Source organism: Neisseria sp. P0020.S005 (genome assembly GCF_051957055.1).
GTDB lineage: Bacteria > Pseudomonadota > Gammaproteobacteria > Burkholderiales > Neisseriaceae > Neisseria > Neisseria subflava_A.
Genome location: NZ_JBQCWV010000001.1, coordinates 47,344 through 69,971 on the forward strand (window position 1 = coordinate 47,344; position 22,628 = coordinate 69,971).

18 protein-coding genes are annotated in these 22,628 nt (G+C 46.9%); 10 read left to right on the forward strand and 8 right to left on the reverse strand.

Translation table 11 applies throughout. The features are described from left to right. The first annotated feature begins 62 nt into the window (after positions 1–62). Positions 63–572 carry an anaerobic ribonucleoside-triphosphate reductase activating protein gene (gene nrdG / locus ACTHTU_RS00280; RefSeq protein ID WP_440361386.1) on the forward strand — a complete coding sequence of 170 codons (510 nt, stop codon included), beginning with the start codon at positions 63–65 and terminating at the stop codon, positions 570–572. Between the two features lie 117 nt (positions 573–689). After that, entirely contained in the window at positions 690–2,471 is a 1,782-nt protein-coding gene (gene nrdD / locus ACTHTU_RS00285; RefSeq protein WP_440361387.1) for an anaerobic ribonucleoside-triphosphate reductase, read from the forward strand. A gap of 212 nt (positions 2,472–2,683) precedes the next feature. Here the strand turns inward: nrdD and ACTHTU_RS00290 are convergent, their stop codons facing one another. The 5 genes from ACTHTU_RS00290 to rfbD form a co-directional block, all read right to left on the reverse strand. Then, the gene (locus ACTHTU_RS00290; protein WP_440361388.1) at positions 2,684–3,214 is read right to left on the reverse strand and encodes an REP-associated tyrosine transposase; all 531 of its coding nucleotides are present in this window, start codon (positions 3,212–3,214) and stop codon (positions 2,684–2,686) included. A 285-nt stretch (positions 3,215–3,499) separates the two neighbouring features. Next, on the reverse strand, positions 3,500–4,411 hold the full coding sequence (locus ACTHTU_RS00295; RefSeq protein ID WP_315039221.1) for a Kiwa anti-phage protein KwaB-like domain-containing protein: 912 nt from the start codon (positions 4,409–4,411) through the stop codon (positions 3,500–3,502). Beyond that, positions 4,404–4,991 (reverse strand): hypothetical protein, encoded by a 588-nt coding sequence (locus ACTHTU_RS00300; protein ID WP_315039220.1) that lies wholly within the window; start codon positions 4,989–4,991, stop codon positions 4,404–4,406. The genes ACTHTU_RS00295 and ACTHTU_RS00300 overlap by 8 nt, the downstream gene beginning before the upstream one ends. An 81-nt stretch (positions 4,992–5,072) precedes the next feature. Beyond that, entirely contained in the window at positions 5,073–7,919 is a 2,847-nt protein-coding gene (gene uvrA, locus ACTHTU_RS00305; protein ID WP_440361389.1) for an excinuclease ABC subunit UvrA, read from the reverse strand. A gap of 151 nt (positions 7,920–8,070) precedes the next feature. Then, positions 8,071–8,934: a dTDP-4-dehydrorhamnose reductase gene (gene rfbD / locus ACTHTU_RS00310; RefSeq protein WP_070460814.1), complete on the reverse strand. Its 864-nt coding sequence runs from the start codon at positions 8,932–8,934 to the stop codon at positions 8,071–8,073. Positions 8,935–9,379: 445 nt separating this feature from the next. Here rfbD and ACTHTU_RS00315 point away from each other — a divergent pair, with 445 nt between their 5' ends. From ACTHTU_RS00315 to dld, 4 genes are all read left to right on the forward strand, one after another. Beyond that, the gene (locus ACTHTU_RS00315) at positions 9,380–10,825 is read left to right on the forward strand and encodes a calcium-binding protein (RefSeq protein WP_440361390.1); all 1,446 of its coding nucleotides are present in this window, start codon (positions 9,380–9,382) and stop codon (positions 10,823–10,825) included. A 163-nt stretch (positions 10,826–10,988) separates the two neighbouring features. Then, positions 10,989–11,852: a phosphoribosylaminoimidazolesuccinocarboxamide synthase gene (locus tag ACTHTU_RS00320; protein WP_440361391.1), complete on the forward strand. Its 864-nt coding sequence runs from the start codon at positions 10,989–10,991 to the stop codon at positions 11,850–11,852. A gap of 233 nt (positions 11,853–12,085) precedes the next feature. After that, on the forward strand, positions 12,086–14,209 hold the full coding sequence (gene pnp / locus ACTHTU_RS00325; protein WP_107697060.1) for a polyribonucleotide nucleotidyltransferase: 2,124 nt from the start codon (positions 12,086–12,088) through the stop codon (positions 14,207–14,209). Between the two features lie 165 nt (positions 14,210–14,374). Next, positions 14,375–16,066: a D-lactate dehydrogenase gene (gene dld / locus ACTHTU_RS00330; RefSeq protein ID WP_440361392.1), complete on the forward strand. Its 1,692-nt coding sequence runs from the start codon at positions 14,375–14,377 to the stop codon at positions 16,064–16,066. A gap of 61 nt (positions 16,067–16,127) precedes the next feature. Here dld and ACTHTU_RS00335 read toward each other — a convergent pair whose 3' ends face one another. From ACTHTU_RS00335 to ACTHTU_RS00345, 3 genes are all read right to left on the reverse strand, one after another. After that, the gene (locus ACTHTU_RS00335; RefSeq protein ID WP_440361393.1) at positions 16,128–17,492 is read right to left on the reverse strand and encodes a sodium-dependent transporter; all 1,365 of its coding nucleotides are present in this window, start codon (positions 17,490–17,492) and stop codon (positions 16,128–16,130) included. 781 nt (positions 17,493–18,273) lie between these two features. Then, on the reverse strand, positions 18,274–18,957 hold the full coding sequence (locus tag ACTHTU_RS00340; protein ID WP_440361394.1) for a 16S rRNA pseudouridine(516) synthase: 684 nt from the start codon (positions 18,955–18,957) through the stop codon (positions 18,274–18,276). A gap of 146 nt (positions 18,958–19,103) precedes the next feature. Beyond that, positions 19,104–19,580, reverse strand: a complete 477-nt coding sequence (locus ACTHTU_RS00345) for a hypothetical protein (protein ID WP_049322833.1) — start codon at positions 19,578–19,580, stop codon at positions 19,104–19,106. A gap of 341 nt (positions 19,581–19,921) precedes the next feature. Here ACTHTU_RS00345 and dnaQ point away from each other — a divergent pair, with 341 nt between their 5' ends. Genes dnaQ through rpiA form a run of 4 tightly spaced genes read left to right on the forward strand, consistent with a single transcriptional unit; the run spans position 19,922 to position 22,569 of the window. Next, a complete protein-coding gene (dnaQ, locus tag ACTHTU_RS00350) occupies positions 19,922–20,659 on the forward strand; it encodes a DNA polymerase III subunit epsilon (protein WP_440361395.1) in 738 nt (245 codons plus the stop codon). Next, positions 20,656–21,342: a 2-C-methyl-D-erythritol 4-phosphate cytidylyltransferase gene (gene ispD, locus ACTHTU_RS00355; RefSeq protein WP_440361396.1), complete on the forward strand. Its 687-nt coding sequence runs from the start codon at positions 20,656–20,658 to the stop codon at positions 21,340–21,342. The genes dnaQ and ispD overlap by 4 nt, the downstream gene beginning before the upstream one ends. Before the next feature lie 32 nt (positions 21,343–21,374). Further along, positions 21,375–21,854 (forward strand): 2-C-methyl-D-erythritol 2,4-cyclodiphosphate synthase, encoded by a 480-nt coding sequence (gene ispF, locus ACTHTU_RS00360; protein WP_440361397.1) that lies wholly within the window; start codon positions 21,375–21,377, stop codon positions 21,852–21,854. A 43-nt stretch (positions 21,855–21,897) separates the two neighbouring features. Then, complete coding sequence (rpiA, locus tag ACTHTU_RS00365) at positions 21,898–22,569, forward strand: ribose-5-phosphate isomerase RpiA (protein WP_003679072.1); 672 nt, start codon at positions 21,898–21,900, stop codon at positions 22,567–22,569. The last annotated feature ends 59 nt before the right edge of the window (positions 22,570–22,628 follow it).

Consider the following 22,628-nt stretch of genomic DNA (forward strand, 5'->3'; position numbering starts at 1 on the left):
ATACCATATCTAGTAGTCTTGTGTTTTAATTCGCACCATATCTTGTGTTTTATGGTGCTGCAATGAGTAGCTTGAAATTTACAGTTGAGCAAATTGTCTGGCAGGAAGTGCCGGGCGAAGTGTCGCTGGCGTTTCTGTTTTCCGGTTGTCCTCTGCGTTGTAAAGGCTGTCATAGTGCCGATACATGGAAAGAGGGTATTGGTACGGAATTGACCGAGGATTATTTAAAAGGCCGTCTGAAACGCTATCGCGGATTAATCAGCTGCGTGTTGTTTATGGGCGGAGAATGGCAGCCGGAAGTCTTGCAGAAAATGCTGGCTATTGTTGCCGAGGAAGGTTTGAAAGCCTGTTTGTACACAGGCCTGGAGCGTGAGGAGCTGGAAGCGGTTTCAGACGGCATCCTGCCTTATCTGACGTATCTGAAAACCGGCCGCTGGCAGATGGAGCTGGGCGGCTTGGACAGCCCGACCACCAATCAGAAGTTTATTGATTTGCGTACGGGCGAAGTGTTGAACCGCTTGTTTATCAAAGACAAACCTGCGCCTAAAGTTTTTCCAGTGGCTTCAATTTAGCTCAATGCTGTATTGCACTGATTTAAATTGAATTTATTGTATTCGCTGACAGCGATGTTTCAGACGGCCTGACCGTCATTGCTTGATAAATCAACCAAACCATACAGGAGAATTAACATGATTCGGCTGCATCCCGAACAGTTAAACGGAAAACTACAATTCATGCGCGACTACATCAGCGCGCAAAACGCGGCGGACGGCTCGAAAATGGACGCCAATGCCAACGTTACCCAGAAAAACATCGCCACGATGGAAGCGGAAATCATGAAAGACTTTTTCGTACAGATTAACCGCGCCCAAGTATCGCGCAAAATCGCCGAAATTTTCGATCAATCCGTCGCTGACGAATACATCCGCCAGATTGAGGCGCACGAGATTTATGTGCATGACGAAACCAGCCTCAAGCCTTATTGTGTGTCGGTTACGCTGTATCCCTTCCTGCTCGACGGCTTAAGCAAACTCGGCGGAGAATCTAAGGCGCCACAACATTTGGCTTCGTTTTGCGGCTCGTTTATCAACCTGGTGTTTGCCATCAGCGCGCAGTTTGCCGGCGCGGTGGCGACGGTGGAATTTCTGACCTATTTCGACTACTTTGCCCGCAAAGACTACGGTGATGATTATTTGGAAACCCACGGCAAAGAAATCGCCAACCATATGCAGCAGGTGGTGTACAGCATCAACCAGCCCGCCGCCGCGCGTGGCTATCAGAGCGTATTCTGGAATATTTCCGTTTACGATCAATACTATTTCGACGCGATGTTTGGCGATTTCGTCTTCCCCGATTTCAGCAAACCAGTGTGGCCAAGTGTGGCGAAGCTGCAAAACTTCTTCCTCAAATGGTTTAATCAGGAACGCAGCAAAGCCATTTTGACATTCCCCGTCGTAACCGCTGCGATGCTGACTGATGGCGGCAAATGCAAAGACACCGTGTTTGCCGACGAAATGGCGAAAGAATTGGCGGAAGGCAATTCCTTCTTCGTTTATCTTTCCGATAATCCCGACTCCTTGGCTTCCTGCTGCCGCCTGCGCAACGCCATTGAAGACCGTACTTTCAGCTACACCCTCGGCGCGGGCGGCGTAGCGACCGGTTCCATCAACGTCATCACCATCAACATGAACAGGCTGGAACAAGACGGACGCGACCTTGCTGCCGAAGTCGCCAAAATCCACAAATACCAATACGCCTACCGCAAACTGATGGAAGAATACCAAGCCGCTGGAATGCTACCCGTTTACGATGCAGGCTTCATCACGTTGGACAAACAGTTCCTCACCATCGGCATCAACGGCATGGCGGAAGCCGCCGAATCACAAGGCATCAAAGTTGGCTACAACGACGATTATATCAACTTCGTCCAAGGTCGTCTGAAAACCATATTCGAAGCCAACCAAGCCGCCAGCAAACACTACGGCGTGAAGTTCAACACTGAGTTTGTCCCCGCCGAAAACCTCGGCGTAAAAAACGCCAAATGGGACAAAGCCGACGGCTACAAAGTCAGCCGCGAATGCTACAACTCCTATTTCTACGTCGTCGAAGACGAAGAAATCAACGCGCTCGACAAATTCCTGCTGCACGGTAAAGAACTGGTGGATTGGCTTGACGGTGGATCTGCGCTGCACCTGAACCTTGACGAAGCCTTGCCCGAATCCGGCTACCGCTCGCTGCTGGACATCGCCGCGCAAACCGGCTGCAACTACTTCTGCGTGAACGTACGTATCACCATCTGCAACGAATGCGGTCACATCGACAAACGCACCCTGCATGCCTGTTCCGCCTGCAGTTCGCACGACATTGACTACGGCACCCGCGTCATCGGCTATTTGAAGCGCGTATCCGCATTCAGTAGCGGACGGCGCAAAGAACACGCACTCAGACATTATCACCGTAAAGCGGCGTAATCATTGAAAAAAGGATTACTTAAAAAAGCAAGGGCCGTCTGAAATTTCAGACGGCCTTTAGTATGTTTAGATAGACTGACTCTTTCAACTTCATGATTTTAATTAAATTAAATAACAATGCTTGATACTTTAATATTTTGAAGTTCTGTCTGATTCACAGGTAGAGTGTGTGGCGCAGCCACGCACGCGGTCGGTAGTGTTTTATAGCGCATTCATTCCCCAAAACTCATTACCGCTGTTTCTTTTGTGCCACCCCAATCTAACAGCAGCCATCCGTCCCGCACATAACGGTGAAACGACGAAAACGCCCAATCGCGGACATTGTCACATAATCCATGTTTGACGGGATTGAAATGGATGTAGTCTGCACAACGTTGCAAGTCCGTTTCGTCGCGCACGGTGTGTTCATAAAAACGCTGTTGCCAAATACCGCGTTCGTTCCGCCGCTGTTTGCTGGCAGACAGGTTTTCGGCACGAGGGAAATGGGCGGAGAATTTGGTTTTAATCAGCCGCCAGCGCAGGGAATAATCCGTATCGTCGGGCGGCAGCGTCCAAATGGCGTGGATATGGTTCGGCAGTACGCATACGGCGACGGTTTCAAAGGGATATTGTTTTTGCACATCCATATAGGCCGCACGCAATAAGTCGATATGTTCGACAAGCAGGCGCGATTTCGGGTCGGCGAGTTTGACGGTGAAAAAGAATGTGCCGCCGGCAATGAAGTTTCTGCGATAACGCGCCATAGGATTTTTGCTTGTGGTTTGGGTGTTGGAGAAGGAATGATTTGTTTTTTGAGGTTTTAACTTCGTTCAATTTGACACTTTCAGACGACCTTTGAGGCCGTCTGAAAGCGCTAGCTTCAACGAAGTTAAAAGTTGAAACGGCAAACCGTCAATCAAGCAACCGCGTGCGTGCGTACCGCACACACCCTACGCGTTGGTTTTTAAGTTCCGAGTAATTCATAGGTAGGGTGTGTGGCGTAGCCACGCACGCGGTCAGTTGGGTATGCAGGCTACGGCTTGCTTTTTTCAAACAACTTCCGTATCTGGGACATCATATATTGTTTCAGTAATTTCACTTAATAATCTATGATCTAATAATATTTGTATTATTGTTTTAACAGTTTCGCTGCATATTATAAGTTTGCCACCATCATCAAAATTTAGACCAAAATCTCTATTTGAACTAATTTCTTGTACTTTTTCTAAGAAATTAGGTTTTGAATATAATGCCTTATCTTGTATAACTGTCATCCTGCGTAATTGTATCGAATTACTACCAACATAATTTTTTAAAGGTTCAATATCAACAAAAATATCTATGAATGATGGATCTATTAATAAGCTATCAAAATTCCTTTGGTAGCTTTTTTTATCTGAAGTTGTACTTTCATATGCACGCTTCGATTTTATAAAAATGACCTCATTAATGCAGTAAAAATCAAAATAGTCATCAAAAGAGAAGGTTTCTTCAGGTGTTGCGGATAATTCTCCATTTTGGAAAATAGCATTAATAAAAGAATTACGAATTTTAGGTTTCCATGTTGGAGCAGTTTTTCTAATTGCATAAACCACTTGGCTATCAAATTGAAATTTAACTAAATAACCAATAGCTCCTTTCAGATGCTTTAGTTTAGCATCAATATTCTCAGTCGCGGGCTGGTTAACTACATTTAATAATGCAGTCAAGCCTTCACTTTCTGATAAAGAGTGAGTTAGACAACTATTTTCATTATTTTGAGATAATGGTTGATAAGAAAGATGTTCTGTTGTCAATGTTACATCTTTACTTGCTGCATCTCGAAAAAGCTGTTCTATGGCAGGATCAGTTTTCACATGCCATCCACGGAATTTAGCAGATGATTGACTCTTCTTAAATACCCATAATTGAACATTAGATTCTTGATAGTTAAATGATTTCCATAGGTCAAACTCAGTCATTCTCATTGTCTCCTTTTATTACATAAATACTTTGAATTTTCTCACAAGAATAAATTTTATTGGAAGTTAATTTAATTTTGCTTAATATTTTAGTAGAGATATTATGTTTATCTATGCAGATATTAGCATCATATAAATTCCATCCAAAAATTAATAGTATTGGATTCATAATAATTTGCTGAGACTTATAAGTAAGTAAAAACAACCATGCAAGAAAAATAATCAAACCAACTATTTTCCCAATTGACTCATAATCAACTCCCATAAAAGAAACTATATATGGAAAACTATAATTAATCAGCTCTGTTGGAATTGGTTTGGCTTCTCTAATTTTAATTTGATATACATACTTGACTTTTTTAAATATAGAAAAAGTCAATATAAGGCATCCCCCTGTAATCATGAATATTAGCAGAGAAGTCCAAGGATTGTGAAATTCAGGTAAATGACATTTATCTAAATTAATGCATATATTCGAGTCCCAAGAAGATATTTTAATGTCTTGAATTGCTAAAATAATTGCTAAAGGAAAATAGGAACCTAGAAAAACTAGTAATGCCGGTATTAGTTTAAACTGCATTATCTTCTCCTTTATTTCTTATTAACTATAGAGATACCCAATGACGAATTGAATGTGATTTTTTGATATTCTATGTTTTAACTATAAGCTATTTTTCAAATACTTCCCAGTATAACTTCCCTTAACCTTAGCAACAATCTCAGGGCTGCCTTCCGCAATAATCCTCCCCCCGCCATCGCCGCCTTCAGGCCCTAAATCCACAATCCAATCCGCGGTTTTAATCACGTCCAAATTGTGCTCGATAATCACAATCGAGTTGCCTTTGCCTTTCAGACGACCTATGACTTCCAGCAGCAGGGCGATGTCGGCGAAGTGCAGGCCGGTGGTGGGTTCGTCGAGGATATAGAGCGTTCTGCCGGTGTCGCGTTTGGAGAGTTCCAAGGCGAGTTTGACGCGCTGGGCTTCGCCACCGGAGAGGGTGGTGGCGGACTGGCCGAGGCGGATGTAGCCGAGGCCTACGTCCATCAGGGTTTGCAGTTTGCGCGATACGGTGGGGACGGCGTCGAAAAATTCGCGGGCTTCTTCTACGGTCATGTCGAGGACTTGGCTGATGTTTTTGCCTTTGTATTGGATTTCTAGAGTTTCGCGGTTGTAGCGTTTGCCGTGGCAGACTTCGCAAGGGACGTACACGTCGGGCAGGAAGTGCATTTCGACTTTAATCACGCCGTCGCCTTGGCAGGCTTCGCAGCGGCCGCCTTTGACGTTGAAGGAGAATCTGCCGACGTTGTAGCCGCGTTCGCGCGAGAGGGGTACGCCGGCGAAGAGTTCGCGAATGGGGGTGAACAGGCCGGTGTAGGTGGCAGGGTTGGAGCGTGGGGTGCGGCCGATGGGGGATTGGTCGACGTTGATGACTTTGTCGAGGTGTTCGAGGCCCTGAATATCGTCGTATGGGGCGGGTTCTTCTTGGGCGCGGTTGAGTTCGCGGGCGGTGATTTTGGCGAGGGTGTCGTTAATCAGGGTGGATTTGCCGCTGCCGGATACGCCGGTGATGCAGGTAATCAGACCGAGCGGCAGCTCAAGGGTGACGTTTTTGAGGTTGTTGCCGCGCGCGCCTTTGAGGACGAGCATTCGGTCGGGATTGACGGGCGTGCGTTCAGACGGCACGGCAATGGATTTTTTGCCGCTGAGGTATTGTCCGGTAACGGAATTTTCGCATTTGGCGACGTTTTCGGGCGTGTCGGCAATCAGTATGTTGCCGCCGTGTTCGCCTGCACCGGGGCCCATATCGACGACGAAATCAGCTTCGCGGATGGCGTCTTCGTCGTGTTCGACCACAATCACGCTGTTGCCCAAATCGCGCAGGCGTTTGAGGGTGGCGAGCAGGCGGTCGTTGTCGCGCTGGTGCAGGCCGATGGAGGGTTCGTCCAAAACGTACATCACGCCGGTCAGGCCGCTGCCGATTTGGCTGGCGAGGCGGATGCGCTGGGCTTCGCCGCCGGAAAGGGTTTCGGCAGAGCGGGAGAGATTCAGGTAATCCAGCCCGACGTTAATCAGGAAGCCGAGCCGCTCGGTGATTTCTTTAAGGATTTTTTCGGCGATTTGTTTTTTGTTGCCGTCCAAATCCAGCGTTTCAAAGAATTGGTGGGTTTTGGTCAGCGGCCAGGCAGAGACTTCGTGCAACGGTTCACCGCTGACGTAAACGTAGCGCGCTTCTTTGCGCAAACGTGCGCCGCCGCAGCTTGGGCAGGCGCGGTGGTTTTGGTATTCACGCAGTTTTTCGCGCACGGTTTCGCTGTCGGTTTCGCGGTAGCGGCGTTCGAGATTGGGGATGATGCCCTCGAAGGCGTGGCTGCGGTTGAAGGTGGTGCCGCGTTCGGACAGGTAGGTGAAGTCGATGACTTCTTTGCCCGAGCCGTGCAAGACAACTTTTCTAACTTTTTCAGGCAGTGTTTCCCATGCTGCATCCGCATCAAACTCATAATGGCGTGCTAACGATTGAATCATTTGGAAATAGAATTGGTTGCGCTTATCCCAGCCGTCAATCGCGCCTGCGGCTAAGGATAATTCGGGATGGGCAACCACTTTTTCGGGATCGAAAAAGTTGGTATTACCCAAGCCGTCGCAAGTCGGGCAGGAACCCATAGGGTTGTTGAAGGAAAACAGGCGCGGCTCTAATTCGGGCAGGCTGTATGAACATACGGGGCAGGCGAAACGCGCGGAGAACCAATGCTCTTCGCCGCTGTCCATTTCCATTGCCAGCGCGCGCTCGTTGCCGTGGCGAAGCGCGGTTTCAAAACTTTCTGCCAGTCGTTGTTTGATGTCGGCTTTTACTTTCACGCGGTCGATGACGACGTCGATATTGTGCTTGATGTTTTTTTCCAGCTTCGGTACTTCGTCAAGCTGATAGACTTCGCCGTCTACGCGCACCCGCGCAAAGCCCTGCGCCTGCAAGTCGGCAAAGAAATCGACAAACTCGCCCTTACGCTCGCGCACTGCCGGCGCCAGAATCATCACACGCGTGTCTTCCGGCAGCTTCAAGACGGCATCGACCATCTGAGATACGGTTTGGCTTGACAGCGGCAGCTTGTGTTCGGGGCAGTAGGGTGTGCCGACGCGTGCGTACAAAAGGCGCAAATAGTCGTGAATTTCCGTAACCGTGCCGACGGTGGAGCGCGGATTGTGGCTGGTGGATTTCTGCTCGATAGAAATCGCAGGCGACAGGCCTTCAATCAAATCAACATCAGGTTTGTCCATCATCTGCAAAAACTGACGGGCATAGGCGGAAAGGCTTTCAACATAACGGCGTTGGCCTTCGGCATATAAAGTATCAAACGCCAGCGACGATTTGCCGCTGCCTGACAATCCTGTTACCACCACGAGTTTGTGGCGCGGAATGTCTAAATCGACATTTTTCAAATTATGCGTGCGCGCACCGCGGATGCGGATGGTGTCATTATCGTGTGAATGTTTGGGATGATGGTTGCACATATTGTCAGGCCGTCTGAAAAATAAAATAAATGGCTATTGTAGCACTTTTCAAATGACAGACTGGATAGATAAAGCATTTGATATAAAAGAAACAAAGAGGCCGTCTGAAAATATGTTTTCAGACGGCCTTTGATACAGATGGATCAGCTTATCAGTCAATTTTGCGGAGAATTTCGCGCAGGGCTCTTTGCCAGTCGGACGGTTTGATACCAAACTCGGTCTCTAGGCGTGAGCAATCCATAATGCTGTATGCCGGACGCGGAGCGGGCAGGGGGTATTGTTCGGTGGTAATCGCGTTCAGTTCCGGAATGCGGAAGCTGTCGTCTAATTGGTGGGCCGTCTGAAAGATGGCTTTGGTAAATTCGTACCATGTTGCCGATTTGTTGCCACAGTAATGGAAGATGCCGCGTGGGGAAGTGGGCTGTTGCAGTAAACTGATGATGGCGTGAGCCAAGTCGCCTGCATAAGTCGGGCAGCCGGTTTGGTCGTGAACAATGGAGAGGGAATCACGTTCTTTGGCAAGGCGCAGCATGGTTTTGACGAAATTGCTGCCGTATTCGCTAAACAGCCATGAAGTACGGACGATTGTACTTTCTGGATGCGCGGCTAAAGCCAAAAGTTCGCCTGCTACTTTGGATTGACCGTAAGTGCTGCGCGGATTGGTATAGTCGGTTTCGCGGTAAGGGCGTTTGCCTTCGCCGTCGAATACATAATCAGTGGAAATATGGATAAAGCGGGCGTGTGCGGCGCGGGCAGCTGCGGCCAGGTTGTGAACTGCGGTTGCGTTGACGGCAAAAGCGGCTTCAGCGTTTTCTTCTGCTTTATCGACGGCAGTGTAAGCTGCGGCATTAACGATGGCATCTGGTTGGAAATTTTTGATCATGTGATGCACGGCTTCGGTGTCGGTAATGTCCAGCGAAGTTGAATCGGTAGCAATCAGTTCCCAATCTTCGGGCAGGCGGTCGCGCAGACAACGGGCAAGCTGACCTTTGGCTCCGGTCAATAAAGTACGCATGGTTGAGTATCTCCTCTGATAGCTGTTGAATAGGTATTCGTGTCATTATAGTGTAAATAAGATAAATTCACATTATTAGCGTAGAACAAAATCCGGATGCGGCTGTATTTGGGTAAATTGTCGATATTATCTATTCATAATAATAACTACTTATTAGTATTATGTTTGTTTACTATAACTAAAGTTAAAATTTAGCTTTTAATAAGATAGATAAAGGATCTATGCTTTTTGAGAGATTGTGAATCAATGTTAATGTTTTTATTGTTTCTAGGATAATGGGATTTAAAAAAAGGCGAAACTCCGTCCTTTTATCGGCAAATTCTACCGTTTGATATTTTTGAGTAAATATTTTGAAAAATATTACTAAAATAATAATTGAGCAAGGGCGGAATTTGCTCGTTCCGTCAGCTCAATATCTTTATTAACTATTTTGGGAGTAATTATTATGGCATACTGTTACGGGGGGTATTATGCTAGACCCCTGGTTAGTTCTTACTGCGCTCCTGCGCCTAAGGCTTCCTTCTCATCTTACTACTGCGCTCCTGCAGCAAAATCTTCTGTTTCTATCGGCAGCATCGCTAGCATTGCCAGCGTCGGCGTGTCAGTAGTTAATGCGGTAACTGGTTTGGTTTCTGCTATTGCGGCTTTCTGCCCACCAGCAAAAACCACCGTTTACAAATGTGTTCCGGTTTGCCCACCTTACAACTGTGATCCAATCAAACCGACACCACCAAAACCACAACCAAAACCACGACCTCAGCCTAAACCTCAACCAAAACCTGAGCCTAAACCTGAGCCACAACCAGAACCGCAACCAGAACCAAAACCTCAACCAAAACCTGAGCCTAAGCCAGAACCAAAACCTGAGCCTAAACCAGAACCTAAGCCAGAGCCAAAACCTGAGCCTAAACCAGAACCGAAACCTGAGCCAGACTGCAAAGACTGTGTTGACGACCATAACCAAAACAACTCATACGGTCAGGAAGACAAAAACCCAGGTAATGTCATTCGAGCTGAAGACTGCAAAGACGGTAACGTTATCCGCGGTACTGATGCTAAAGATACCATTTATGGTACTGCTTGCGAAGATATCATCTACGGTGGCAACGGCACAGACGTAATCTACGCCGGTGCTGGTAACGACACCATTTACGGTGATGCTGACGGTGACTCTCTGTACGGTGAAGAGGGTAAAGACTACCTGCAAGGTGGTGCTGGCAATGACTACCTGAACGGTGGTTCCGGTGCTGACATCATGCGCGGTGGCGACGGTAACGACGTTTACTTCGTTGACAATGCCAACGACCAAGTTATCGAGTACGGCAATGCACAAGCCGGTATCGATACTGTTCGTACCGTTATTGACTACACCTTGACCGATCACGTTGAAAACCTGTTCTTGCAAGGTATGCAAAACCTGAACGGTACCGGTAACTCTTTGAACAACAACATCGAAGGTAACGGCGGCAACAACCATCTGTACGGTTTGGCCGGTGACGACTGCCTGGTTGGCAAAGATGGTAACGACTACCTCGACGGTGGTGTCGGCAACGACATCCTGATCGGCGGTACCGGTAACGACACTTACTTCTTCGACAAAGGTTATGGTCACGACACTATCCGTGAGGAAAGCGGTAATGACACCCTGTTGTTCGGTAAAGGCGTTGCAGCTTCCGACGTATTGCTGAGCAAATCAGGTGCCAACCTGACTGTTTCTGTCGGTACTAACGACAGCATCACCATCGACGACTGGTTTACCGGTAACAATCACAAAGTTGAAAACTTCAAGTTTGCTGACGGTAGCACTTACCAAGTAACCGGCCACGGTGACTACTACTCTCTGTCTGCTGTGAACCACATCCAAGATCAGACTCAAGTTTCTGTAATCTGATAGGATGGTGATTTTCAGGGTTCTTCCCTGAAATCAATGGATAAGGCCGTCTGAAACCAAACTATAAGGTTTCAGACGGCCTTTATTTTGTAAACAATCTGACGAAAAATTCCAAATTGGGCTAAAATACCGCATTCTTCTGTCTACCAAAGAGATACCCAAAATGTCTGAAATCAGCTTGAAAAAAATCTACTCCGGCAAAGTACGCGATTTGTACGAAATTGACGATAAACGTATGTTGATGGTTGCTTCCGACCGCCTGTCTGCATTCGATGTGATTTTGGATGACCCGATTCCGGGTAAAGGGGAAATTCTGACGCAGATTTCCAATTTTTGGTTTAAACAACTGGCTCATATCATGCCTAACCACTTTACCGGTCATACGGTTTACGACGTTTTGCCTGAAAACGAAGCCAAAGTTTTAGAAAAACGCGCCGTTGTGGCTAAAAAGCTCACTCCGGTGAAAGTAGAGGCTATTGTGCGCGGTTATCTGGCAGGCAGCGGTTGGAAAGATTATCAAAAAACAGGCTCTGTCTGCGGCATTCAACTGCCTGAAGGTATGCAGGAAGCGCAACAACTGCCTGAAGTGATCTTTACGCCATCGACCAAAGCTGAGGTTGGCGATCATGATGAAAACATCAGCTTTGAAGAATGCGAACGCATTATCGGAAAAGAATTGGCTGCGGAAGTGCGCGCTAAGGCGATTCAGCTTTACACGGAAGCGGCCGAATATGCCAAATCTCGCGGTATTATTATTTGCGACACTAAATTTGAATTTGGTTTGGATGAGGAAGGTACGCTGACTTTGATGGACGAAGTGTTGACGCCTGACTCCAGTCGTTTTTGGCCTGCCGACCAATACAAAGTCGGCACCAATCCACCGTCTTTTGACAAACAATTTGTCCGCGACTGGCTGGAGCAAAGCGGTTGGAATAAAAAAGCGCCTGCGCCTAAAGTGCCTGCCGATGTGATTCAAAAAACAGTCGAAAAATATCAGGAAGCATTGACTTTGCTGACTCAGGGTTAATTTTTAAGTTTGAAGGCCGTCTGAAAGAGATATGTTTCAGACGGCCTTTTTATTGTATAAATACTGGATTTTAAGGATAGTTGCCTTTATAATCGAGAGTTGTTTTCAGCGACTGAAAGGCCGTCTGAAAGCTTATTTATAACCTGCCGCACGGTCTGAAACCCTAACTATGCACATTCGGATTTTAGTGTGCATTATTAGTGTTTTAGCAGTGCGGTATTTTGAAAGGAACAATGATGTTCAATAAACACGTTAAGACCTTCCAATACGGTAATCAAACCGTTACTTTGGAAACCGGCGAAATCGCTCGCCAAGCCGCTGCAGCCGTTAAAGTATCTATGGGCGACACTGTTGTTTTGGTTGCCGTTACTACCAACAAAGAAGTGAAAGAAGGCCAAGACTTCTTCCCTCTGACTGTTGATTACCTCGAGCGTACTTACGCAGCAGGTAAAATCCCCGGCGGTTTCTTCAAACGCGAAGGCAAACAAAGCGAAAAAGAAATCCTGACCAGCCGTCTGATTGACCGTCCGATTCGTCCTCTGTTCCCTGAAGGTTTCTACCACGACATCCAAATCGTAGCGATGGTGGTGTCTGTTGATCCTGAAATTGATTCTGACATTCCTGCAATGTTGGGTGCATCTGCCGCGCTAGTGTTGAGCGGCGTACCGTTTGCCGGTCCGATTGGCGCGGCACGCGTGGGTTATGTAAACGGCGTGTACGTTTTGAACCCGACTAAAGCCGAATTGGCTAAATCACAATTGGACTTGGTTGTTGCCGGTACTTCTAAAGCCGTGTTGATGGTGGAATCCGAAGCCGACATCTTGTCTGAAGAAGTGATGTTGGGTGCGGTTGTTTACGGTCACGATCAAATGCAAGTGGCCATTAACGCCATCAATGAGTTTGCCGACGAAGTCAACCCGGAAGTTTGGGATTGGAAAGCACCTGAAACCAATGAAGAATTGGTTGCAAAAGTACGCGAAATTGCCGGCGAAACCATTAAAGAAGCGTTCAAAATCCGTCAAAAACAAGCGCGTTCTGCCAAATTGGACGAAGCTTGGAATGCTGTAAAAGAAGCGTTGATTACCGAAGAAACTGACACTTTGGCTGCTAACGAAATCAAAGGCATTTTCAAACACTTGGAAGCCGATGTTGTCCGCAGCCAAATTTTGGACGGCCAACCGCGTATCGACGGTCGCGACACCCGCACTGTTCGTCCGTTGAACATTCAAACCGGCGTATTGCCGCGCACTCACGGTTCTGCACTGTTTACCCGTGGAGAAACCCAAGCTTTGGCTGTTGCAACTTTGGGCACTTCACGCGACGAGCAAATCATTGATGCGCTGTCCGGCGAATACACCGACCGCTTCATGCTGCACTACAACTTCCCTCCATACTCTACCGGCGAAGTGGGTCGCGTAGGTGCGCCAAAACGTCGTGAAATCGGTCACGGCCGTTTGGCTAAACGTGCATTGTTGGCCGTATTGCCAGAACCTGAAGATTTCAGCTACACCATGCGCGTGGTTTCTGAAATTACCGAATCCAACGGCTCTTCCTCTATGGCTTCCGTCTGCGGCGGCTGCTTGAGCCTGTTGTCTGCCGGTGTGCCTTTGAAAGCACACGTTGCCGGTATCGCCATGGGTCTGATTTTGGACAATAACAAATTTGCCGTTCTGACCGACATTTTGGGCGATGAAGACCACTTGGGCGATATGGACTTTAAAGTAGCCGGTACAACTGAAGGTGTGACCGCGCTGCAAATGGACATCAAAATCCAAGGTATTACCAAAGAAATCATGCAAATTGCTTTGGCTCAAGCCAAAGAAGCACGTTTGCACATCTTGGATCAGATGAAAGCCGCCGTTGCAGGCCCGCAAGAACTGTCTGCACACGCGCCACGTTTGTTCACCATGAAAATCAACCAAGACAAAATCCGTGATGTGATTGGTAAAGGCGGTGAAACTATTCGTTCGATTACTGCTGAAACCGGTACTGAAATCAACATCGCTGAAGACGGTACCATCACTATCGCTGCGACTACTCAAGAAGCAGGCGATGCAGCGAAAAAACGTATCGAAGAAATCACTGCCGAAGTGGAAGTGGGCAAAGTGTACGAAGGTACTGTGGTTAAAATCCTCGACAACAACGTTGGTGCGATTGTCAGCGTGATGCCGGGTAAAGACGGTTTGGTACACATCAGCCAAATCGCCCACGAGCGCGTACGCAATGTCAGCGACTACCTGCAAGTAGGTCAGGTTGTGAACGTGAAAGCATTGGAAGTAGACGATCGCGGCCGCGTACGCCTGTCTATCAAAGCTTTGCTGGAAGCGCCTGCTCGCGAAGAGAAAGCAGCTGAATAATCTGATTGTTCCAGCTTAAAACAAAAGGCCGTCTGAAAATTTCAGACGGCCTTTTGTTTATTTAAAAGATGAGTTTAAAAAACGGGTTTCGCCTTTACTTTGATGGAACGGATTACTACAATGCTTACAATTTAATAAATATATTAATCTCTCAAGGAGTATGCAATGAATGCTACGCAATTAATCAGCCGGCTGACACAAACCGTCGGCGAAAAATACATCATCACAGACCCGGCAAAAACCGAACAATACCGTCAAGGCTACCGTTTTGGTGAGGGCAAGGCGCTGGCAGTTGTCCGTCCGGGTACGGTGTTGGAAATGTGGCAAATTTTGCAGGCATGTGTTGAGGCTGATGTTATCGTGATTACGCAGGCCGCCAATACCGGCCTGACCGGCGGCTCGACTCCTGACGGCAATGATTACGACCGCGATATCGTGATTGTGAATACCATGCGTCTGAACATCATTCAGCCGATTAATAATAACGAACAAGTTGTCTGCCTGCCCGGTTCTACCCTGAATCAATTGGAGCTGCTGCTGAAACCTTTAGGCCGTGAGCCGCACTCCGTGATCGGTTCGTCCTGTATCGGCGCATCTGTATTGGGTGGCGTATGCAATAACTCCGGCGGTGCATTGGTACAGCGTGGTCCTGCTTATACGGAAATGGCGCTGTTTGCGCAAATCAACGATGAGGGCAAACTGGAGCTGGTCAACCATCTAGGCATTGATTTGGGTGAAACCCCTGAAGAAATTTTGACCAACTTGCAAGGTTTCCATTATCAGCGAAAAGACATTACGCAAGATGCCGGCAAAGGGCATGACCATGCTTATTGCGATCATGTCCGCCAAGTGAATGAACCGACTGCCGCCCGTTTTAATGCCGATCCTGCGCGCCACTACGAAGCATCAGGTTGCGCGGGCAAGCTGATGGTGTTTGCCGTACGCTTGGATACGTTCCCACAAGAAAAACAGACTGCCGTTTTCTATATCGGTACAAATGATATTAATGAGCTGACCGATATCCGTCGTGCTGCTTTGAGTGAGTTTAAAAACCTGCCTATTTCCGGTGAGTATATCCATCGTCATGCTTTTGATATTGCTGCCGTTTATGGTAAAGATACATTCTATGTGATTAAGAAATTCGGTACGCACCAATTGCCGAAATTGTTTGATTTTAAAGCGCGTGTCGATAGATTCGGTAAAAAAGTCAGCTTCTTGCCTAAGCATTTTTCCGATAAATTCATGCAACTGATCAGTAAAATTTTGCCTGATCACTTGCCGAAATCTATGCGCAACTATCGCGACAAATATGAACATCACCTGATTTTAAAAATGGGTGGCGAGGGCGTAGAAGAAGCGCGTGCTTTCTTGAAAGAATATTTTGCAACCCATGGCGGCGCATTCTTCGAATGTAATGCCGAAGAAACGCAGGCAGCCATGCTGCATCGCTTTGCTGTGGCTTCTGCCGCGATCCGTTACCGTTCTGTACATGATGATGAAGTAGAGGATTTGGTTGCACTCGATATCGCCTTGCGCCGTGATGATCGTGATTGGTTTGAAACACTGCCGCCCGAAATCGACAATAAAATCATCCATAAATTGTATTACGGACATTTTATGTGTCATGTGTTTCATCAGGACTACATCATTAAAAAAGGCAACGACTGTATGGCTTTGGAACATGAAATGCTCCATCTGCTTGACCAACGCGGTGCGCAATATCCTGCCGAGCATAATGTCGGTCATCTGTATGAAGCCAAGCCCGAGCTGAAACAGTTCTATAAAAAACTTGACCCGACCAACAGCTTCAACCCCGGTATCGGTAAAACCAGTAAGAAGAAAAACTGGGCAGAATAAAGCATAGTTAAAATATAAGGCCGTCTGAATATTTCAGACGGCCTTTTTATATGTTTGCTTATCAGAACAGGTTACTGATGAAAATCAGCAGAATCACCAATGGCACGAGGTATTTCACATAAGCAAACCAGATATTGACGGTGGTATGGTTGCCTTTGTAGAGCAATTCGTCCTTCGCTTCATCTTTCATCACGAAGCCGACAAACAAGGCAGAGCCAAGCGCGGTCAGCATAAACAGGATGTTGCCGCTGATATAGTCAAAGGCATCGAAAATGTTTTTACCAAACACGGAAATATCTTTCCATGGGCCGTAGCTCAAGATAGACGGGATATTGCCGAAGATAAAAATACCTGCCAGTACGATGGTAATCGCGGCTGCGCGGCGGATTTTGGTTTTCTCCTGAATGGTCGTAATCAACACTTCATAAATGGTCAGAGAGGTGGTCAGCGCGGCAATCAGAAGCAGGGAGAAGAAAATCACTGCAAACACTGGGCCCGCCCACATATTGGAGAACACGATCGGCAGGCTTTGGAACACCAGCGTCGGGCCGGAGTTAGGGGCAACGCCAAAGCTGAAGAGGGATGGGAAAATCATAAAGCCGGCCAGCACGGCAATCAAAGTGTTGGTAATCGCGGTAATCACGGCCGTCTGAACCAGATTTTCGTTTTTATCCAGATAGCTGGATAACGTAATCATCACGCCGAAGCCCAAGCTCAAGGCGAAGAATACTTGGCCCAAAACGAAGACGAACAGTTCGGTTGTAATTTTGCTGAAGTCAGGTTTCAGATAGAAGGTAATGCCTTCCATTGCGCCCGGCAGGGTAACGTTGCGCACGACCATGGCAATCAGGAATAAAAACAGCAAAGGCATCAGGTATTTTGCCGCTTTTTCAATACCGCCGATCACGCCTTTTACCAAGATCCATTGGTTCACAACCACAAATAGGAAGGTGTAAAACGCAATTTCCCAAGGGCTGTTTTCGATATGTTCGGTAAAGAAGCTTTTGGTGACTTCTCCGGAAACCGGACTGGAAATGTCCAAATTGCCGCCGATGATATTGATGATGTAGCTGATAACCCAGCCGCCGAGCACCATGTAATAGGCCATGATGCCGAATGCGCCGAGCAGACCCATCCAACCGACCGCTTTCCAAACTTTGGCAACAGGTTTGCCGTTCATCGAGCCGCCAAATGCATCCAGCGCGTTCACACCTTTGCGCCGTCCGATGACGTTTTCCACCAAAATCATCGGAATACCGATGACCAACATGGCAATACAGAACAAAAACACATATGCGCCGCCGCCGTTTTCACCAACCAAATACGGGAAACGCCAAGTTGCGCCAAAGCCGACAGTCGCGCCGGCAACGGTAAGGATGTAAGTCAAACGGTTGGACCAGGTTTGACGGGGTTGATTGGAAGACATAAATACTCAGATGCATAAAAATAAAGACAACATTTTACCGCAAAGATTTAACGAATCTTGACTAAAGTCTGAAAAGAGAATTAGTTAAAAAAACCATGTAATGAAGAATTTTTAGTGGATTTATCTGGTTTGCTTGGTATTGAAACCTGCAAACAGAGAATTTGTCTGAAGCGATATGAATAATTGCAAGAGCCGTAACGATAAAGGCCATCTGAAAAGTGGGATATGGGAAAGGGTTGTTGCGAGGATATTGGATAGCACTAAGGTGTGCTTTCAAGTATATCGGCAACAAAGATGGTATTTATCTAAGGTTGTCTAATAATATTCTGTAACCTTAGCTTGGATAGTTGCCGATAGGTTTTCTTTCTATAAAACGATTTGTTTGAAATGGGAACGGCACAGATTGATGCGAAAGAGACGAGAAAGAGAAAAGGGATAATGGCAAGTTAATGAATGGGAGATGAGGTTTAGTAATGATGGCTTTTTTAGATGAGAAAGGCCGTCTGAAAGTACACCCGCTTGATTACCAAATTTTAGATAAAAAAAACCATCTATACTAAGGGGAAAGTATAGATGGCCAAACACATTACGGGGAAAACGTCTTACTCACTTACTCACTTCTTTCGAAGCAAGTGTTACTCAGACAGGCGAATTATACAATAGTTCAGTCTTTGCAGTGTTAAATTCTGTTAAATAAAAATAATAAGGTTTAGATGTTTGATTTTAAATATATAAGAAATCCATATTGTTTAAAAATTTATCGAAAAAATTTGGAATTTTTTTAGATTTGGATAAATTTCCATTCTCCGGCGGCCAAATCATCGACATTCCAGTCGCCGAATTTCTCACGGTGGAGTTGTTCGACACGGTTGCCTGCTGCTGCAACCATGCGTTTGACCTGATGGTATTTACCCTCGGTAATGGTCATCATCAATGTGGTTGGGTCGGCCAATACTGCTTCGGCTGCGGCGACGGTTTCATTATCGTCATGCAGGAGGATGCCGTTTTTCAGCGTAGTGCAAAGGGTATCGTCGGCAGGATGTTTCAAAGTGACGCGGTAGAGCTTCGGAACTTTGTGTTTGGGCGAGGTAACGCGGTGGTTAAATTGCCCGTCGTTGGTAATCAGAATAATGCCGGTTGTGTCTGCATCCAAGCGGCCGACTGCCTGCATATCGATATTGCGCATGTGGTCGGGAAACAGGCTAAAGATGCTTGGATATTGCTGGGGTTTGTGCGAAGTCTCGTAATCTGCAGGCTTATGAAGCAAAATGTAGAAATAGGGCATGGGTACGGCGGCAATCTCTTCGCCGTCAACAGACAGGGTGTGCACTTGAGACGGGTCAATATCGTCTTTGGCACGATTATGGATTTCGCCGTTAATGGCAATGCAGTCATTGTCTATCAGCCATTGGCATTGCTTGCGGCTGCCGAGGCCTTGTGATTGGATGTATTTGAGCAGTTGCATGGTTGGTTGAAAAGTAGGAAATGTTCAGACGGCCTTTATTGTACTGGAAAACCGATGTTTAGGCCGTCTGAAAAGTAGGGGCAAAAAAATCGCCCCTTTAAAATGTTAAGGGGCGCAAAAGGAACACAAACCACTACCAAAAACTGTTACAGGGCAAATTCTCCTATTTGATGTGTTGCCGGATAAAGGGCTTTCATCAAGTCATGTGGTGAAAGCGAGAAATCTTTGCTGTTTGTCGTCAGACGGCCTTGCTGCGGCGTCAGCTCAAGCAATCGGGCGTTTGCCGACTGGATAAATTTGTTTTTTGTGCGCTGCATTTTTCGTTGCAGAGCGGAAACAACGCGGTTGTACAGACTGTCTTTTTGTTTGACTTCGCGTGTACCAGCAACCCAGCTCAAGCGTGTATTGCCGTCTTCATCTTCAATCAGTAGGATGCCGGTTTCTGATTGGGGCAATTTGCCCATGCAAGGGAGCCAAACATAATATCGGCCATCTAAAGTAATGAATACTGCGTCGTGTACTTCGCATTCGTCGCAACACTTGGTGGCGATCAAAGAGCGGATGGCTTGTTGGTGCAGTCTCAGAATGTCAAGGGAGACTTGCTTAAAAATACTTTCGGGCATTTTCTTCTCCTTTCATTCTGTTGTGCGGTTGTTTTGTTTCGATGGGTTGTATTATACGGCGATTTTTTAAATTTGCAAATGATAATTGTTCCTATTATTTAATTTATACGTAAGATATTAATTATTAAAGAAATTAAATTTAAAAAATTTTGTAGAAATTGGGTTTTCTACTCGAAATTGGAGTAATAGCTGGCCAATAGATGAAAAAAGAATAAAGGCCGTCTGAAAAAATCCAGCTATAAAAGAGTATTTCAAAAGCAGCTAAAGTTTTGCTGACTATACATTTCAGACGGCCTTCAGTATGATTCAGGGCGTTTTGATAATTGTAGAAACCACCAACCATGAGCCAACGTCAGATTATCCTCGATACGGAGACCACGGGTCTTTATCCTGAAAACGGCGACCGTCTGGTCGAATTTGCCGGCTTGGAAATGATCAACCGCCAAATGACCGACTCCAATCTTCATTTATATGTCCACCCCGAGCGCGATATGCCGGAGGAAGCGGCGAGGGTGCATGGTTTGACGATTGAAGTATTGGAAGCGAAGAATGCGCCACCGTTTGCTCAAGTGGGTAAACAGATTGCCGACTTTATTCGTGGCGCAGAGCTGATTATCCATAATGCAAAGTTTGACGTCGGCTTCCTGAATATGGAATTCCGCCGCATGGGTTTGCCTTCTATTGAGGAACTGGGTTGTAAAGTCACCGACACGCTGGCCATGGCGCGTGAAATGTTTCCGGGGCAAAAGGCAAGCTTGGATGCCTTGTGTAACCGCTTTTCCGTTGACCGCAGCAAACGGGTTTTGCACGGCGCGTTAATCGACTGCGAGCTTTTGGGTGAAGTCTATCTTGCCATGACGCGTCAGCAATTCGATCTGATGGGCGGCGAGGCGGAAGAAGAGGGCGAAGTCAAACAAACCGTTATTGCGGAAACCAAACGTACGTCGCAGTTGAAAGTCATCAAAGCCAATGCGGACGAGCTAGCGGCACATGAAAAATATTTGGACGATTTGGGCGAAGCGTGTGTATGGCGCAAGGTCGAAACGCCGGATGAGGCTAATGCCGGAGCGTCAGCATGATGCGCCGCAATATCGCTTTGATTCCTGCTGCCGGTGTCGGGGAGCGATTTGGTGCAGGAAGACCAAAACAATATGTTGAAATCAATGGTAAAACCGTATTGCAACATACCATAGAAATTTTTGAGCAACACCCCCGCATAGATTTAATTGCCGTTATTCTTTCACCGGAAGATTCGGTTTTTCAGACGGCCCTGTCTGAGAAAGTACGCGTCTTTCGAGTAGGCGGCGCAAGTCGTGCTGAAACGGTACGCAACGGCGTATCTACTTTATTAGAACAAGGTTTAGCCGATATGCAAGACAATATTTTGGTTCATGATGCCGCGCGCTGTTGCCTACCTGCTGAAGCGTTAACGCGTTTGCTTGATGAGGCGGGCGAGAGCAATGAAGGCGGTATTTTGGCCATACCGGTGGCCGATACGCTCAAGCGGGTAGATGGCAATCATCATATTGATGAAACCGTTGCGCGCGCAGGATTATGGCAGGCGCAGACGCCGCAGCTTTTTCAGACGGCCTTGTTACACCGTGCTTTATCGGTTGATGATTTAAGTGAAATTACGGATGAAGCATCAGCGATTGAAAAACTGGGTATCCGGCCGCGCTTGGTGCAAGGCGATACGCGCAATTTGAAATTGACGCTGCCGCAAGACGAATACATTGTCAGATTGTTGCTTAAGGCCGTCTGAACAATCAAAACCCATTATTTAAGGAAACAAACATGAATATCCGTGTCGGACAGGGCTACGATGTCCATCAGTTGGTTGAAGGCCGAGATTTGATACTCGGCGGCGTCAACATTCCGTTTGAAAAAGGATTGCTGGGTCATTCCGATGCCGATGCGCTTTTGCATGCGATTACCGATGCCTTGTTGGGGGCGGCCGGTTTGGGCGATATCGGCAGTCATTTTCCTGATACTGCCGCCGAGTTCAAAGATGCAGACAGCCGTGTGCTGTTGCGCGAGGCTTATCAAAGCGTGCAGGCATTGGGTTGGAAGGTAGTTAATGTCGATACGACCGTGATTGCGCAAAAGCCAAAACTTGCGCCACACATTCCGGCAATGCGCGCCAATATTGCCTCAGATTTGGGTTTGCCTGAAAACTGCGTGAACATCAAGGGCAAAACCAACGAAAAACTTGGCTATCTGGGACGTATGGAAGCCATTGAAGCACAAGCGACAGTATTGCTGATTAAAGCCTAAGAGCTTAAAATTACTTTATTATTCAAACTGAAAGACTGACAATATGGCAACTCAAGACGAACTTAAACGCATTGCCGCCGAAAAAGCGGTGGAATTTGTTCCTGAAAACGAATACATCGGTATTGGTACCGGCTCTACCATCAACTTCTTTATCGAAGCTTTGGGTAAAAGCGGTAAGAAAATTAAGGGTGCCGTGTCTACTTCTAAAAAATCCAGCGAGCTTTTGGCGAAATACGAGATTCCAGAAGTTTCACTGAATGAAGTGATGGGTTTGGCGGTTTATGTTGACGGCGCAGACGAAGTTAACCACGCGCTGCAAATGATTAAAGGCGGCGGTGGTGCGCATTTGAACGAAAAAATCGTGGCCAGCGCATCCGATAAATTTGTCTGTATCGCCGATGAAAGCAAATATGTTTCCCGCTTGGGCAAATTTCCATTGCCGGTAGAAGTGGTTGAAAATGCCCGTTCGCTGGTGTCGCGCAAACTGCTTGCCATGGGCGGGCAGCCTGAGTTGCGTGTCGGCTATACTACTTTCTATGGCAACCAAATCGTCGATGTTCACGGCCTCAATATCGACCAAGCCCTGAAAATGGAAGATGAAATCAATAAAATCACCGGCGTACTCGAAAACGGTATTTTTGCCCGCGATGCCGCCGATGTGTTGGTTTTGGGTACGGCAGAAGGCGCAAAAGTCATCCTGCCTTGTCAGGATTAATGAAGATTAATCAATCTTAAAAGGCCGTCTGAAAGTGCATCAGGTCTTTCAGACGGCCT